At 43.7% G+C, this 17221-nt stretch carries 11 protein-coding genes; 10 read left to right on the top strand and 1 reads right to left on the bottom strand.

The features are described from left to right. The first annotated feature begins 81 nt into the window (after positions 1-81). From CWC22_RS24060 to asd, 9 genes are all read left to right on the top strand, one after another. A complete protein-coding gene (locus tag CWC22_RS24060) occupies positions 82-834 on the top strand; it encodes a DUF3450 domain-containing protein (RefSeq protein WP_138539288.1) in 753 nt (250 codons plus the stop codon). Positions 835-880: 46 nt separating this feature from the next. Continuing rightward, positions 881-2215, top strand: a complete 1335-nt coding sequence (locus CWC22_RS24055) for a MotA/TolQ/ExbB proton channel family protein (protein ID WP_416365160.1) — start codon at positions 881-883, stop codon at positions 2213-2215. A 2-nt stretch (positions 2216-2217) separates the two neighbouring features. Then, on the top strand, positions 2218-2745 hold the full coding sequence (locus tag CWC22_RS24050; RefSeq protein ID WP_010381299.1) for a MotA/TolQ/ExbB proton channel family protein: 528 nt from the start codon (positions 2218-2220) through the stop codon (positions 2743-2745). Positions 2746-2765: 20 nt separating this feature from the next. After that, positions 2766-3176, top strand: coding sequence for an ExbD/TolR family protein (locus CWC22_RS24045; RefSeq protein ID WP_010381303.1), 411 nt, complete (start codon positions 2766-2768; stop codon positions 3174-3176). 9 nt (positions 3177-3185) lie between these two features. After that, positions 3186-3791, top strand: a complete 606-nt coding sequence (locus tag CWC22_RS24040; protein ID WP_010381305.1) for an energy transducer TonB — start codon at positions 3186-3188, stop codon at positions 3789-3791. Positions 3792-3808: 17 nt separating this feature from the next. Beyond that, positions 3809-5113, top strand: coding sequence for a tetratricopeptide repeat protein (locus CWC22_RS24035; protein WP_138539287.1), 1305 nt, complete (start codon positions 3809-3811; stop codon positions 5111-5113). 172 nt (positions 5114-5285) lie between these two features. Further along, positions 5286-7013 (top strand): hypothetical protein, encoded by a 1728-nt coding sequence (locus CWC22_RS24030; RefSeq protein WP_138539286.1) that lies wholly within the window; start codon positions 5286-5288, stop codon positions 7011-7013. Positions 7014-7103: 90 nt separating this feature from the next. Beyond that, on the top strand, positions 7104-9791 hold the full coding sequence (locus CWC22_RS24025) for a TonB-dependent receptor plug domain-containing protein (protein WP_138539285.1): 2688 nt from the start codon (positions 7104-7106) through the stop codon (positions 9789-9791). 601 nt (positions 9792-10392) lie between these two features. Further along, a complete protein-coding gene (asd, locus tag CWC22_RS24020; RefSeq protein WP_138539284.1) occupies positions 10393-11505 on the top strand; it encodes an aspartate-semialdehyde dehydrogenase in 1113 nt (370 codons plus the stop codon). A gap of 628 nt (positions 11506-12133) precedes the next feature. Here asd and CWC22_RS24015 read toward each other — a convergent pair. Beyond that, complete coding sequence (locus tag CWC22_RS24015) at positions 12134-13318, bottom strand: KAP family P-loop NTPase fold protein (RefSeq protein WP_326838543.1); 1185 nt, start codon at positions 13316-13318, stop codon at positions 12134-12136. Between the two features lie 637 nt (positions 13319-13955). On the opposite strand from CWC22_RS24015, the gene CWC22_RS24010 reads away from it, so the two are divergent. Next, on the top strand, positions 13956-17141 hold the full coding sequence (locus tag CWC22_RS24010; RefSeq protein ID WP_138539282.1) for a M43 family zinc metalloprotease: 3186 nt from the start codon (positions 13956-13958) through the stop codon (positions 17139-17141). The last annotated feature ends 80 nt before the right edge of the window (positions 17142-17221 follow it).

Here is a 17221-nt window from a genome sequence, read left to right as displayed (position 1 = left end):
CGCAACATGGATGTCATTTAGGCACATTAGACTGCACGCAATTCCAATATAGCAACAAGCAAATATTAAAAGGTGTATGCGATGAAGTGCGTTAACCACTTGCTTTTAGCAGGTATGGTCGCAGTTGCGGCCAATGCTCAGGCAAATGATCTGAACCAAGTCATTGACTCAAGTTCGAAAATCAATCAGTCCGCTCTACAGTCTCAAAATAAAATCAACTCGATTGCAGAGGATATGCAGTCAAGATTACAAAAATTCAGAACGTTGAATAAAGAGATCGATGGCCTGGTAGTGTATAACGGCCAACTCGATAAGCAGATAAAAAATCAACTAGAAGAAATGGCTGCTATCAATGAGTCAATGGATCAGGTATCCGTGATCGAGCGTCAAATCACGCCTCTGATGATGCGCATGATCACAGGTCTTGATCAATTCGTTTCTCTGGATGTGCCGTTTTTGAAAGAAGAGCGTGCAGAGCGTATTGCTAAGCTACAGGCAATGATGGACCGCGCAGACGTGTCTTCCAGTGAAAAGTTTCGTCGTGTTCTAGAAGCCTATCAGGTAGAAGTTGAATACGGTCGTACGATTGAAGCGTATTCAGCTCTGTTAACTGTTGATGGTCAGGAACGCGAAGTTGATATGCTGCGCATTGGACGTCTTGAACTTCTTTATGTAACGAAAGACGGCAGCAAAGCTGGTAGCTGGAACAAAGACAGCAAGTCATTCACAGCACTGCCAGACACCAATATCAGTCAAATCAACAAAGGTATCCGCATTGCACGTAAGCAACTTGCCCCGGATATGTTAACTCTGCCAATTCAGGCTGCAGAATAAGAGGTATATGATGAACTTTTTTAAATCTTTCAGCCTAAAAACCGTTATGGCAGCTACACTGGCGCTGTCGAGCTCCGCATTTGCAGCTGAGCAAGCAATGGACCTGGATACGCTGTTGAAGCAACTTGAGCAAGGTCAGAGTGCACAAAATGCACAAAACGCTCAACGTGAAGCTCAATTTAAAGCACAGCAGAGTGAGCAGGTAAGAATGCTTCGTGAGTTAACGTCTAACCGCGATGGTGAGCTAAATCGTTCAGAGCGCCTCGAGACTCAGTTTGAAGAAAACGAAATTAAACTTGGTAACCTGAGCGATACGCTTTCAAAGCGCATGGGTTCACTAAAAGAGTTGTTTGGTGTTCTGCAGCAGGTTGCTGGCGACTCAAGCAACAAGTTCCGTACCTCAGTTGTTTCTGCAGAAATTCCTAACCGTAGCGCCTTTATGGACGATATGGCAAAACGTATGGGCTCAAGCACAAAGCTTGCTTCAATTGAAGATATTGAGAAGGTGTGGGTTGAGCTGCAGCGTGAAATGACGGAGCAGGGTAAAGTATCTCGTTATACGTCAGACGTTATTGTTGCTGGTGGTACTAAAACGCAAAAAGAAGTACTTCGTGTTGGCGCATTTAACCTGATTGCAGACGGTAAATATCTGTCTTATAACCCAGAAACTAACACATTGTCTGAACTAACGCGTCAGCCAACGGCTCGTTTCACACAAAGTGCTGCTGAGCTTCAGAGTGCACAATCAGGCATTGTTGATTTTGCCCTTGACCCGACTGGTGGTTCAATCCTGGGTCTGTTGGTTCAGGCGCCAAACACCAAAGAGCAGGTTGAGCAAGGTGGTGCAGTAGGTTATGTCATCCTTGGTGTTGGTCTGCTGGCATTATTGATTGCGCTAGAGCGTTTTGTATCACTGATGATTATGGGTGCTAAGATCAATCGCCAGCTGAAAGACTCTGTTGCACGCGAAGACAACCCGCTGGGTCGCGTAATGAAAGTTAAAGAGCAGTATCCTGATGTTGCATACGATACGCTTGAGCTGAAATTAAGCGAAGCAATTCTGCGTGAAATGCCCAAAATTACCCGTAACCTGACACTGATCAAAATCATCTCGGTAGTCGCGCCACTGTTGGGTCTGTTAGGTACCGTAACCGGTATGATTAATACCTTCCAGGCAATCACACTGTTCGGTACAGGTGACCCGAAACTGATGGCGGGTGGTATCTCTACGGCGCTAGTAACAACGGTACTGGGTCTGGTAGTGGCTATCCCAACCGTATTCCTTTACACCTTGCTTAACACTCGCTCTCGTAATCTGCTGCTTATCTTGCAAGAGCAAAGCGCTGGTATCATCGCTGAACGTAGCGAGAAAGGAGCGTAATTGTGGTTCTTTTAGTAGATGCAATTAATGCGCTACGTGAGTTCCTAGATACAGGTGGCCAGGTTCTCCTGGTCATCGGACTGGTCACTTTTCTGATGTGGCTGTTGATCCTCGAACGTTTCATGTTTGTTTTCGGCAAATTCAGAACTTATCGCAAAGATCTGCTGAATAGCTGGAGCAGCCGAGAGGAGAGAAACAGCTGGAATGCAGAGCAGATACGCCAGGCCATGATCTCACGAGCCGGTATTCAGCTTAACAGTAATCTGCCTTACATCAATGTGATGGTAGCCTTATGTCCGCTATTAGGTCTGCTAGGTACGGTCACCGGTATGATTGAAGTATTTAATGTAATGGCAATCACAGGTTCCGGCAGTGCGCGTTCGATGGCAGCCGGAGTGTCTAAAGCCACTATCCCAACAATGGCGGGAATGGTTGGCGCGCTTTCCGGGGTATTTGCCTCGACTTTCTTACAACGTAAGGCAAAGCGCGAAGTAGAACTGTTAGAAGACAAGCTGTTGCTTGATCACTAGAAAAGATTTGAGGAAACATAATGAGAGCTCCATTAGCTAAGGTTTTTCAGGAAGAAGAAGCCGAAGAAATTAACATGACACCCATGCTGGACGTCGTATTTATCATGCTTATCTTCTTCATCGTAACGGCGTCATTCGTTAAAGAAGCCGGTATTGATGTGAACCGCCCGGAAGCCGCAACAGCGGTTAAAAAGCAGCGTGCTAATATCCTGGTTGCGATTTCTGACAAAGGTGAGATTTGGATTAACAAACGCCAGGTTGATATTCGTGCTGTTCAGGCAAATATCGAACGTCTGAAAGCTGAAAATCCACAGGGCAGCGTTGTTATTCAAGCTGACAAAAAAGCAACGACCGACACCTTAATCAAGGTAATGGATGCATCTCGTGCCGCGGGCGCGTTTGATGTCTCGATTGCTGCACAGGAATCATAGGATTAGAAAATGCGTTACTTACTAGCACTCGTTATTGCAGGTATTGTGACTTTTTTCTTGTTTCTCGGTATGCAAGCACTGATCACAGGCGGCGAAGGCAAGATGGACGAGCCGGTTAAAGGCAACGTTCTTGACTTTGTACGCCTGAAAAAAGAAGAAACAGTTCAGAAAAAAGAACGCAAACCACAAAAGCCGCCAACACCAAAAGAGCCGCCTCCGCCAATGGATGCACCGCAGATGCAAAGTAATAATCTCGATGCAGCTGGTGCTGACTTCAATTTCAGCGCAGATGTGGCGGCCGATGTTGATCTCGCAGGGGGGTTAGCACTTGAATCCAGCGATGGTGAATATTTGCCTATCGTTAAAGTGGCACCTGTTTATCCAAGGCGTGCACTGTCTCGCGGAATTGAAGGCTATGTCATCGTTGAGTTTATCGTAACTAAACAAGGCACAGTGAGAGATCCTGTTGTCGTCAAAGCCGAGCCCGAGAACATTTTTGAACGTGCGGCAATGGATGCAGCGTTGAAATTTAAGTACAAGCCTCGTGTTGTGAACGGTGAAGCGGTAGAAGTGGCCGGAGTTCAGAACAAGATCTCATTCCAGATCAACGGCTAACAGACAAAGGTGCGATTATGAAACTATTTAAAAAAGCCTTGTTGGTAAGTGCACTAAGTTGTGCTGGTCTGGTGGCGCCAAGCCTTGTCTCGGTGTTACCCGGCGTAGACCTGGCTGTAGCTCATGCTGAAACTAAAACTAAGCGAGTTCCGGCACTGCGCGAGAAGGTATACAGCCAGCTTGCACGTGCACAAAAATTGGCTGATGACGGTGATGTCAAAGCTGGCCTTGAGGTGCTCGACTCCATCAAGGAACGTTCAGGAAGTATGAACTCTTACGAAATTGCCATGATGCACAATTTCTATGGGTTCATCTACTACAACGAAAACCAGCTCGATAAAGCTATCGGTTCATTTGAGCTGGTTGTCGCCGAGGAAGCGATCCCGGAATCATTGAGATTATCGACAACCTTCAGTCTTGCGCAGCTGGCGATGGCAAATGGTGATTACAAGGCAACGGTTGATTATTTAGACAGATGGAAGAAAATAAATACTCAACCAATTAAAAGTAATTACTATGTATTAAAAGCACAGGCTTTATACCAGGATAAAGATTATCAATCAGCAGTAGAGAATATTAATATAGCTGTATCGTTAACAGAGAGTGAGGGAAATGTACCTAAGGAAAACTGGTTAGTTTTACAAAGGGCACTATATTACTCATTAAGCCAGCCACAGAAGGTCGCTGATGTACTCGAGAAAATGGTTAAGCTGTTTGATAAGCCTGAATACTGGATTCAATTGGCGGGTATGTTTGGCGAGTTAGGCGAAGAGAAAAAACAATTGGCTTTGCTGGAAACGGCTAAGCAGAGAGGCTTTATTCAAAAACGCAGTGACATCATTCAGCTCGCCCAGGTTTATCTGTTTAACGGTTTACCATACAAAGCCGCGGTAGCTTTGGACGAAGGTATAAAAAAAGGCGTAGTTGAAGGCAATGCCAAAAACTATGCGTTTATTGCTGAGGCTTATGTACAGTCTAAAGACGAGAGCAAATCGATAGATTACTTTGTTAAGGCAGACAAAGATGTTAGCCATGGCAACTATCTACAGCGTATAGCCGAAGTGTACATCAACCTGGAAAAGTTTGATGAAGCAGCAGATGCAGCCCGTAGCGCACTGGACAAAGGAGACCTGACCTTTGAATCGAACGCCTATGTTGCACTGGGAATGGCGCAGTATAATTTGAAAAACTTTGATGCATCTATACTTGCATTTGAACAGGCAGAGAAGCACAAAAAATCAGCTAATCTTGCCAAGCAGTGGATTAAATACGTTAAGCGAGAAAAAATTCACGCCCAAACGTTAAAGCAAGCTCTGTTATGATTTTATAATCGCAACACCAAAGCCGCCTTCGGGCGGTTTTTTTATGCCTGAAAAATAAAAGTTCTTACCCTAAATAGATACTTTCATTTTTTTGAAAATAAACAGACACACAAATGAAATATATGGTTTATATGATAACGCCAGCTCAAATAAACACTCAACGGAGAATAAAATGAAACTTACTGGGTTATTCAAAGTAAGCCTTGTTACATCTGCACTTGTACTAGCTGGTTGTGGCGGTGACATCGAAGTAACACCGACTGTAAACGATACAAGCGTTACAGATTCAAATAACACAACAACAAATAATAATACTAACACAGGCGGCGATAATTCCGGTGGTGATAATGGTGGTAACACTGATGGCGATAAAGAGCCAGTTGTTACTAACCCATGCGTAACTCGTACCGTTGCTGGCGTAGAAGTACAGGGTGACTTCCGTAACGACAAACATTGTTACTATGATACTTCATTCGCAAGTAAAGCATTAGAAATCACAGAAAACATTACATTCGATGCATTACCTAATGGTGGCGCACACGTATTCGCTGGCGCTCTGCTAATTGGTGAAAACTGTGATACTAGTACAGGTTGTGCAGTGCCAAAGGCTGGTCCTACTCTAACAGTAAAGCCTGGTGCAACTATGGCATTTGCTTCAGGTGAAGCGATTATTCGTATCTCTCGTAGCGCTAAAATCATGGCCGAAGGTACTGCTGACGCACCGATTACATTTACATCAGCAAACGACATCGAAGAATTTGACATCACTGGCACTGGTCCTCAGTTTGCTGACTGGGGCGGTATCATGATCAACGGTAAGGGGTTAACCAACCAGTGTACTAATGCTGCTCGTGCTGACGATTTATGTAATGTTCCGGCAGAAGGTATCGTGAGCCATTTCGGCGGAGATAACAATGCAGACGACAGTGGTAACATCAAGTACGCTAAAATATTCTATGCTGGCTCTGGTCCACGTGAAGGCGGCATCGGTAACGACCTTAACTCATTGACATTGAATGCAGTAGGCTCTGGCTCTAGCTTTGAATTCCTTCACATTCACCAGGGTTTTGATGATGGTATTGAGTTCTTCGGTGGCGCTGCAAACATAAAAAATATTGTTGTAACTGATACCCAAGACGATTCCATTGATATTGATGCTGGCTGGCAGGGTAAGGCTCAGTTCATCTATATTAAGCACGGCACTATTAAAACCAAAAAAGATGTGAACTACACTGTCAAAGATGATGAAGGAAACAAGATCGTCCAGACTATTAACGCTGGCACTGATGGTTTCATGGGTAACAATGGTTTTGAAACCGATGGAGAAAAAGAGACAGGCCCTGAGTACGATGATGTATCTCCATCTAATCCAACCATTGCAAATGTAACAGTTGTTACCACAGACGGCAGGTCAATCCGTGACAATGATCCTTCTCAGGCTGCAACATTTGACGATGCTATCCGTGGTCAGTATTACAACACAATGTTCATTAAAGAAGATAACGCTACGAATGGTACAGCCTGTCTTCACTTTAAAGACAGTGATGCAGCTAAAAACGCAGTTGCCAACAATCTAAACTTCCACAGCTCTGTACTTGCTTGTGTTGCTAACTTTACAGATTCTGGCAAGCCACTTCCTGAAGGTCAGGATTACACAACTTGGTGGGATAATGATGGTAAGAGCATCATTCTCGATAAAAAGGGTGACGTACTAGCAGAGGATGGCTTCTCAACTAACCCAGATTCTGCTGATATCACCGTTGAAGCAAATGACCTGAAATCTCTAAATGACGATTTCTTCGAAGAAGTTGACTATGTAGGCGCAGTTTCAAACGCAGATACGTCAAGCGCTTGGTACAAGTGGGTTAAAGAAGCTCTTGAACTAGCTGACAAAGACTAATCTCTAAGATTACTTTGTTTTTAGCTCAATAAGTATTTCGAACTAGGCGCATTGATTGCGCCTTTTTTACGAGTTTTATCAGGATTGCAAATGAATACGCAGATAAAATTAAGAAAAGTCGCTTTGGCAGTAGGTGCTTCTTTGTCCGTCGGTATGACTGCGCCTGTATTTGCTGAAGAAGCGCAGGAAATTGAAGAAGTTGTTGCAGTCGGCTCACGTCTACAAGGTAGTGCTGCGGCTGTTATTGAAGAGCGTAAAAATCAGGCTTTCGTAGCCGATATCCTTGGTGCAGAGCAACTCTCTCGTACCGGTGATAGCGACGTAGCATCTGCGCTGCGACGTGTAACGGGTCTTACGCTTGTTGATGGTAAATTCATCTACGTACGTGGCCTGGGTGAGCGTTACTCAAGTGCTCGATTAAATGGTGCAGCGGTACCTAGCCCGGATCTGACCCGCAACGTTATTCCTCTGGACATATTCCCATCGAGCATCATAGAGAGCCTGGCTGTTCAAAAAGCCTATTCTCCTTCTATGCCAGCTGCATTTGGCGGGGGTAACATAGACATTCGAACTAAGTCAGTTCCGAGCGAGTTTGTAGCCAATATTGAGGTAGGAGTTGGTCAGAATCTTAACTCTCAGGATGGATACACGTTTAACAGAAATGATAGTGGTATTCCCGTCGCGGTTCAGACAGCAATAGTTAGGTATCGTGGTGATCTTTCCCTGCGAGGCATCGTTGAGCGTGAAGGGTTTACCGGTGATGGAGATCTGACTCCCGCAGACCAGGCACTTGCAGTTAATAAGTCTTTGGTACTCGAATTACCTCGAGATATTCGTGTCAAGGAAGAGTCTCTGGATCCTAACTATGATATAAAAGCGAGCATTGGTAACAGCTTTGATGAAAGTTGGCTTGGCGGAACGATCGGTTTTCTGGCTGCGGCATCTTATGACAACGACTGGAAATATTCGGAACGAATGACAGCAGTCCTAGATCAGTCATTTCAGGAAGGATGTAAAACAACATTAGAGACAGCAGAAGACGCAACTAATTCTTGTTATGTGACGGTAAAGGACTCAAAAGAGACGACGCAAACAGAGCGCATCAGTGGTGTATTCAATCTGGGCTATAAATATGAGCAGCACAATATTTCTTATTCAAAAATTTACCTGGAGGATACTGAGGAGGAGTCAGAACTCTCCACATCAGAGAGTCCTAATGGTAGTACAGTAAGAACGAAAGCTGCAACGGGCCAGGCGTATCGCAATTACGACTTTAACTATGAAGAGCGTATTTTGGATATCGATCAGGTTGTTGGCCAACACACATTCATGGACTACATGGGTATCGGAGTCGATTGGCAGTATACAGAGTCAAAGGCTGAAACAAAGATCCCTACCAATATTGGTTATAACTTCATTGACAATTTTGATGAAGCTGAAACTTATCAAGACTCAATAGTAACGGGCGACGATAACCGTATCCTCTATTCATATACTGAAATGGAAGATAACGTTAAGTCGTACGGCGGAAACCTGACGTTACCCTTGTATCTCGAGAACATCGAACTAACTTTTAAAGCTGGTTATGATTTCGTCGACCGTGCACGTGTTTACTCGACTTCAGGCTTTGCGATCCACAATGAGACAAACATTGCAATTCCGGTAAATTCCGATTTAGAGGGAATCAATGGTATTACTTCTTACTTGAGTGATGACTTTGTTTCTAATAACGATTTTTTGATCGCGTTCAATGAACCTACGGCTCCAAGCGCTGATGACTACATCGCAGCACAGAAAATAGATGCTGGCTACTTTGAGTTTGACGCAATTTTCAATAACACCTGGCGTTTAAGTGGCGGTATTCGCTATGAAGACTTCAAACAGGTGTCGATTGGTACCTCAAGCTTGGTTTTTGATCGTGTCACGCACAGCACTATCTATTCGGAAGAGCGGATCCTTGCTGGTACAGTTAACGAAGATGATTTCTTTAACGCACTGTCTATGACTTATCTCGGCGGTGAGAAGTATCAGATACGATTTGGTTATGGTGAAACAGTTGTTCGCCCTGATTTACGTGAATTAGTTCCGGTCGCATATTTTGATCCATTAACCGATATTCGGACAATCGGTGTTTCGGGACTCAAGAGCAGCGAACTGAATAATTATGATGCACGATTTGAATACTATATGGATAATGGCGACAACTTCTCGGTAGGCGCGTTCTATAAAGATATTACAGCGCCGATAGAGTCGATATTGCAAGTTGGCGATGAAGATTATACAGCCACATTTGTAAACGGCGACACTGTTGAAGTGTACGGTGTTGAAGCCGAGTGGCTTTACGATTTATCAGGCGTAGTCAGTGGGTTCTTTACATCGGGTAACGTAACATTGAGTGACTCCGAAGTTGAAATTGATCCGGCAAGAGCAGGTAACCTGACGAATCCAACCAAGCGTATGACGGGACATTCTAAGTATGTAGTAAACTTGCAGCTTAACTATGATTCTGCAGATGGTCAGCACAGTAGTTCACTTGTGTATAATGTGTTTGGTGAACGTATTCTGGCATCTGGTATCGGTGGTCGTGAAGACGCGTTTGAGCAGCCATTCCATTCTCTAGACCTAGTTTACACTTGGTACCCGGACTTCAATTCACAAGTTAAGTTCAAGGTTCAGAACTTACTTGATGAAGAACAGGAAGTGACTCAGTCTGACTTTATAGTGCGGCAAAAAGAGGTGGGCACTAGCGTAAGTCTGAGCTACAAGTACGAATTCTAAGTTAGTTTTTTAGAAATCCAAAAGCCTTCGGTCTGTTGAGTCCCGAAGGCTTTTTTTATTCAATTTCCCCCCTAGGAAACGCGCCAGTACTTTTGCATAAAGCTGAATGTCAGAAGAGTACGCTCACCAAAAGATGGGTACAAATGAAAGCGATGCTTGTTTGATCCTTTTGTGGTGTTCTTAAATTTGCTCTAAGTCAATTTTTGTGGTTTAAGTTGGTGATAAGGTTAAACTTATGTGATATTTGTGGTTTTACTAAATTGGGAAAATATTTTCTTACTTTTCAGATCGTTGTAATCAAAATTTCTTGAACCCTTGTTAGAATTAAGCCATACTTTGTTCTCACATACAAAATCAGAATTTTGGCAATTAGAATGAGTTTCTGATTGCTAACAACCTAGTTCTAAACTGTTGCTTAGGCGGCAGTATGGGACACAACCTTTACATGTTGTATCCAAACCCCGCTTATGCGGGGTTTTTTATAATTTATGTACAAGTTTAACGTTAAAAGTATAGTTTCTTCGGATAATGTTTGCTATTTTTAGACGTCTAGACATACCTCTCACGCAAAGTACTCAATGATTCAAAAAAAGGTAATACCATGAAAAAAGTAGGACTAATTGGTTGGCGTGGAATGGTCGGCTCTGTATTGATGCAACGTATGCATGAAGAAAATGACTTTTCTGATATTGAACCTTATTTCTTTACCACATCTCAAGCCGGGCAGCCAGGACCGGAAGTAAACGGCGAGTCTAAAGCACTCTTGGATGCTTATGATCTCAATAGCCTGTCGCAAATGGACATCATTTTATCCTGCCAGGGCGGAGATTATACCAAGTCTGTATACAGTGACTTGAAAGGCAAAGAGTGGAATGGCTATTGGATAGATGCGGCATCAGCATTAAGAATGTCATCCGACAGTATTATTGTGCTGGATCCAGTTAACAAAGACGTTATTAAGCAAGGCCTGGAGCAGGGCGTTAATACCTTTGTTGGCGGAAATTGTACCGTTTCTTTGATGTTGCTGGCACTTGGCGGCTTGTTTGAGCAAGACTTGATAGAATGGGTGAGTCCGATGACCTATCAGGCGGCATCGGGTGCCGGCGCGCGTAATATGAAAGAACTGATCGCCCAGATGGGTGAAATACATGATTCAGTTAAAGCACAATTGGACGACCCAGGTGCGGCAATACTGGAAATAGATAAACTGGTCGCTGAAAAGCTAAAGTCCGACAGCTTGCCAACTGATCAGTTTGGCGTCCCGCTCGCCGGCAGCTTAATTCCCTGGATCGATGTACCTATGGAAAGTGGCCAAAGCAAAGAAGAATGGAAAGCTCAGGTTGAAGCGAATAAGATTCTGGGTTCGAGTAAACAACCGATCCCTGTTGATGGGATCTGTGTTCGAATTGGCGCAATGCGCTGCCATGCTCAGGCGCTGACGATCAAACTTCGCGAAGATATTCCTGTTGAAAAAATCGAAGAAATTCTGGCATCGCATAACGAATGGGTAAAGGTGATCCCAAACGATCGAACGATTACGGAGCAGGAACTTACGCCTGTTAAAGTCACCGGTACATTAAGCATTCCGGTCGGCAGAATTCGTAAATTGACTATAGGCCCGCAATACATCAGCGCATTCACTGTGGGTGATCAGCTCTTATGGGGCGCCGCAGAGCCTTTGCGCCGTATGCTTCGGATCATTGTTGAGCAATAAACTAGCTATTAACTGCCTGAAAATACAGCTACGGTAGATGCGTCAGAATTTGGCTCGAGAGGTAGATCTTTACTTAGTATCAGAATCTACCTCTTGGTGAGGCATAGCGCTAAGTTCTCCGGCTGATAGGCCGTGTACTGTGAGCTCTAAGGTATTTCAAGTTGTGATGTCTCGTTTTAAGCTAATTTTTGAGGTTGGAAAACCGGAGAATACGCTTGTGATATTCATTATAGGACTAATTATTTAACATCCTATAATTTATATTATGTTAAATATGGTCATTTTCTAGTTTATCCCCTCAGAGTATCAGTATCTGTGTTATTTAGCCTATATCGGTATCGACAATGGCTAGCCTCTTACTTAAAGGTATAGATTTGCGTTCAATTTTGTTCACGACGTTTATCCGTCATTCGCCAGCTCTGATGTTTATAGTTATTAAACTTCTTACTCGGCCCCCGAAGAGCCTTTCTTTACCCCGTTCTTTTGCCAATTTTCAACAATGCTGTCGGTGGTCGATTTTGATAATGGTGATTCCTAGTAAAATAAAGACCGATACTAACCAGTATCGGTCTTTACTCTCTTGCGAAACTGAATTGTTTGATATTAATCACTGTCATTTCATAGAATGCTATTCAAAGTTAGCAGCGAGTTCCACATATCTGAAGTAGTCTTCAAATTGCATTGTGTTTAATGGAGCTTTTTCGGTAAATAGCTTGTAATAGCCAACTGTAACGAAAGCTTCAGGTTCGTTGATTGGAGCAACTTGATTCAGTTTCCTCCATTGAGTGTCATCAATTGTTGCGCTCTTTACGCCAGCTGAGGCTGAATGCAAGATAAAGATATAGGCGAATAAGTCAGCGATATATAAGTAATCCGTGCTTTCTTTTCTAATCTTTTTTGCATAGCCAGCAGAACCTTCCTTACCATAAGACCTCTTTTGCTGATATTTGGCAACTAGCTTCTCATCAACTATATCTCTTTTACTAAGCTTTTTTTCTTGATAAGAATACATGTATTCAGGGTGATCATGTTCGCAAACTAATTGGAGCATTAGATGACAGTCACAATATGTGTTCGTACCGATGTAACTAATTATGGATTCAAATTTTGCAAATAATTGCTCCATTCTTCTCAATGAAAGCTGATATATCGTCCCAATACATGCCAGAATATTACTTATGTGTTCAAAGGGAGTTTCTTTCTCAAGCTTGAGCGGTAGTTGAAGCTCCTCCAATATTTGACCTATTTGCGAGGACTCAACAAGGTATTTGCTAAAAGTAAGTTTGTCTGGCTCTGGCAGCTTTGCACTGCGGATAAAAAATCTAGACAGATACTCTTGGCCGTTGAAATCAGATCCATATATGGCTTTTATCGAGTGTCCCAACTGTTCGGTATCTGTGGCGACTACAAACATGTAGCCAGGCATTTCAAAAAAGTGCTTTATGGTTTCAAGTAACTCAATCGCATAATTAGGTCGGCACCGGTCAAGTTCATCTACTATGACAACTATTTGCTTATTGTTAATTACTTCTGCATATTCACTTAGGAACGCTTTTAGACTCTTAACTGCCTCTCTTTGCCTTGGATACAGTGACTGTAAGCTGTGCTCTTTGTCACTAGTTGTGTTGGCAGTTAGCAGGTCTTTTGCTGGCGCGTATATAGGACCCAAGCCAGAAAGAACCGCCGCGCAACCACCTATCTTTAGCATCGAATTCCATATCTTTTTAACGGTTTCGGTCACTTTTTGCTCATATTCATGTGCCCTATAGCCTTCGTGCTGTGCTACCAATTGTGATGTTATTTCACTGACTATAGAGTAAAGGGCTTGTTTTGCGCCTTTATTTATGAACTTATGAATTTTCCATACTGTTCATTTCTACGTTTACAGTTTGCCCAACTGTAGTGCTTTGTCCATCCATCAAAGTCACTAGTGTCTGTTGTCATGTAGTTTCCTTTCAATCGTTAAACTATTTTGATTTTTACTATTCTAATGTGTGTGCTCAAAGCATCAAATTCCAATAGTAGATTGATTACCACGCGTATCAGGTTTTAGTTTAGTCAAGTAAACCCAGCAAATTGGGCAAAGCCATGCCATTCACCTCCTCTATTTGACCAACCAACATAAGCACTAAAAACAACCCATTAGCTCACTTTTGGGCATCCCTGCTCTACTTCTTCAAAATAACAATTATGCAAAATGTTAAATTATACTGTATACAATATAATTTCATTCATGTAAGTTACAAAAAGCTTTCATGACGTACAGAAATCCACCAGCTGTTGAGGTGTGATGGTTAGGTAACTGATATGAATGCACTTTTATGTAGTTACAGAAAAAATAGAGTACTGAAAACGGTAAAAAATAATAACACTACAAGTTGCATGGTGGACAAGAGAACTCGCATTGAGCATCACCTTGTTAACAAATATATCAACAACAGGAGAATACTATGCCTTTTGCTAAACAAGTATTGGCAAAGACACCGGCCAGAAATAAACTCAGTTATGCTATGTTAATAGCGCTGTCGACGCTGACGTGTGGATCGGCTCTGGCCGGTCAATCTTTAGAGTCAGGTTCGGCTGCATCCAACAACTCGCTGCTTTTAAGTGCAACCTCGACCAAGGGCCATACCCATGAAGGCCAAATTTGTGGTACGGACCACAATTCACAGGATTGGTCATCTATCCAAAAAGAGAATCTCAGACAGCAATCGATTAGCTCCGGCTTCGCGACGCAAATTATGTCATCTTTGGCTAATCAGGAAGACTTGGCGGCAGAAAACGGCAATGGTATCCCCGGGCGTTACTATATTCCAGTGGTCGTGCATATTTATGGAGACAGGTACAACTGTGAGTCAGGGACCTATTGCTTAACCGAACAGAAAGTGATTGACGGTCTGAACAAGTCCAATCAGGATTTTCTGGGTCTGATCACCGATGACGGTCCTATCGCGCCAGAATTTCAGGCAATACGCGAAAATCTGAATATTGAGTTTGTGCTCGCCAAAAAAGATCCAAATGGTCAGCCTACGAATGGTATCGTGCGCTATCCGCAAAAAGCAGGCTACGGTAAAGGAAGCGGTGTTGATGACCAGATTGCCGCAGACGCCTGGGACAATTTTAAGTACATGAATATCTATATTCAGCAAGACTTATATGATGATGGTTCAACCAACAACTCAGGTGTTGCCTGGTACCCTCAGTTAAGTATGTCGCAAAACGGTCTATCTCGCGTTGTCTATAACGGGGATTATGTTGGTGCAAACACCAACGAAAACTTCCGCTCTGTGCTAACTCACGAATTTGGCCACTGGCTAAACCTGCCCCACACGTTTGACGGCAATGTATGTACAATCCACTCTGAGGCATTTTGTAACGCGACCGGTGATGGATCATGTGATACACCACAAATGAGTAGCAGCATATTACAAAATAATGCAAAAAACTGCCTGGATCAGCCAACAAACACCGAAAACTTTATGCATTATTCGGATAACTATGCCATGTTCACGCAGGACCAAGTGGACAGAATGACCGCTGCGCTTCATGGGCCCGCCAGGGCAACGCTATGGTCTAATGCAAACCTGATTGCAACAGGCCTTGAAGAATATACCAGTAATGCCGACCACCCCTGGGATGGTACTTCTGGCGCAGTATTACCGCCAAAAGGTGATGTGATCCAGTCATTTTCTAATCTGTCTGGTCAAAAAGGCGATGTAGACAACTATGAGATCACGATTCCAGCAGGCACTCAGGCTGTCGCTTTTTATCTGGATGGCTATGATGAAGACCCGGATATGTATGTCTCTAAAGGTAAAGCGCCGGTAAAAAATGGAGATAACTGGGACGCCGATTTTATCTCATTCCGAAGCGCCGGTTCACCTGAGTTGGTCACGATCTCAGCGCCTTCAAGCACAGACTCTTACCATACAGCGATCGATGCATTTAGCGCATACTCTAATGCGACGCTGAGCGTAATTTCTGGTGTGGACGATACGCTGTGTAATGGGTGTGAGCGTGTGTTTTTGGCTGAAGTAACAGGTTTAAGCTCTGCTAAAGGCGCAGAACCAAAAACGTATCAATTTGATATTCCGTCAGATGCTTTGCGCACTGTTGCGGTCATGCCGGGTGGCTATCAGGGAGATCCGGACGCATACGTTAGTTTAAACTCTGTACCGACTGCAGATAATCATGATTGTGGTCCCTTCAGTGCGCCAAGGCACAGCGAGTATTGTGAATTTGACGCAGGTGGCGGTCAGCTGAACATTATGATAGATCCTTTCCTTGAGTATAGCGATGCATCATTGGTTGTTTATTATGAACGAGCGGCAAATTCTGAATTACCAATCGCCGAAGCAAATGGACCCTACAGTGCCATCATTGGCGAAGCTATTCAGTTTAGCGCCTCAGGCTCAAATGATGCGAATGGCAGCATAGTTAGTTATTTATGGGAATTTGGTGACGGTAATACATCGACTTCGCTGAGTCCGATACACACTTATCAAAGTACAGATGTCTTTACAGTTAAGTTAACCGTCACAGATAACGATGGAAATACATCAACGGATACCACCACGGCTGAAGTTAAATTAGAGCGTGTTGCACCTACTGCTCAGGCCAATGGTCCCTACTCCGCTATGAATGGTCAGTCTGTTACATTTAGTAGTGCTGGTTCGGAAGATACAGACGGTAATATTGTCAGCTACTTGTGGCAGTTTGGAGATGGTAATTCAAGTAGTGATGCCAACCCAACGCATACCTATGCTCAGGCAGGAAATTATACTGCCACGTTGAAAGTGACAGATAACGATGGCCTAAGCCATAGCGCACAAGCTTTAGTCGACATTACGGGTATCGAATATTGCTCTGCCAGCGGTAATACCCGATATGAATGGATTGCAAATGTCCAAAGTGGCACATTTAGTAACCCTTCACCGGCGAACGGATATAGCGACTTTTCAGACCAGACTATTAAACTGACAGAGGGTGATAACCAGTTTACCTTTACTCCGGGTGGTTCCTACACTGAACACTGGGTTGCCTGGATCGACTTTAATAACAACGGTCAGTTCGAACAATCTGAGCAGGTTCTATCTGATGTGTCAGGCAAAGGTGAAGTAACAGGAACAATTAATGTTCCCGCAAACATGGTAGGTACGAAAGCGAGGTTACGTATTGCCATGAAGTATAATGGCGCGGCTCAAAGTGCGTGTGGCACCATCGGCGACGGCGAAGTAGAGGACTATACCATTGAGGTAATGGCTAAAGATACGAGTGGGACTATACCTGATGCATGTGCGACGCAGCAGCCGGTAATTGGAGGTCGTCTGGAAGCTGGTAAAGCTGAATGCCTGGGCGGAGATGGCACCGTGTGGTTATCGATCGGCGATGTGTCATCTGCACAAAATGTGGCAATCACAACGGCGCATGGCACGAGTAACTTACATATACTGTATAAAAATGGCGGCTGGCCAAGTGATAATGATAAAGATGCAGAGTCCAACTCAGGTACAACAACGGAGTGCATCCAAATTGCAGCTGGCAGTGAGTATTGGTCTTATCTTAAGATCACAGGCGATACCACCAATGCAAGTATCATAGTGGACTTTGACGCCCAGCAATGCCGTGGGCTGTAGCGAAGTACTAGTCTTTATTTGATTACAGGGCTGCATCGGACGCGATGCTGCCCTGCTCTGCAAAAACCATTAAGCAAGCC

Source organism: Pseudoalteromonas rubra, from assembly GCF_005886805.2.
Lineage (GTDB): Bacteria > Pseudomonadota > Gammaproteobacteria > Enterobacterales > Alteromonadaceae > Pseudoalteromonas > Pseudoalteromonas rubra_D.
The sequence above is the reverse complement of the archived record's forward strand: the minus strand, read 5'-3'. Positions and strand labels throughout refer to the sequence as shown.

Bases quoted from the DNA above. Each gene is read 5' to 3' on its own strand.
- CWC22_RS24045 (WP_010381303.1), top strand. From the start codon at position 2,766: ATGAGAGCTCCATTAGCTAAGGTTTTTCAGGAAGAAGAAGCCGAAGAA.
- CWC22_RS24035 (WP_138539287.1), top strand. From the start codon at position 3,809: ATGAAACTATTTAAAAAAGCCTTGTTGGTAAGTGCACTAAGTTGTGCT.
- CWC22_RS24025 (WP_138539285.1), top strand. From the start codon at position 7,104: ATGAATACGCAGATAAAATTAAGAAAAGTCGCTTTGGCAGTAGGTGCT.
- CWC22_RS24060 (WP_138539288.1), top strand. From the start codon at position 82: ATGAAGTGCGTTAACCACTTGCTTTTAGCAGGTATGGTCGCAGTTGCG.
- CWC22_RS24010 (WP_138539282.1), top strand. From the start codon at position 13,956: ATGCCTTTTGCTAAACAAGTATTGGCAAAGACACCGGCCAGAAATAAA.
- CWC22_RS24055 (WP_416365160.1), top strand. From the start codon at position 881: ATGGCAGCTACACTGGCGCTGTCGAGCTCCGCATTTGCAGCTGAGCAA.
- CWC22_RS24030 (WP_138539286.1), top strand. From the start codon at position 5,286: ATGAAACTTACTGGGTTATTCAAAGTAAGCCTTGTTACATCTGCACTT.
- asd (WP_138539284.1), top strand. From the start codon at position 10,393: ATGAAAAAAGTAGGACTAATTGGTTGGCGTGGAATGGTCGGCTCTGTA.
- CWC22_RS24040 (WP_010381305.1), top strand. From the start codon at position 3,186: ATGCGTTACTTACTAGCACTCGTTATTGCAGGTATTGTGACTTTTTTC.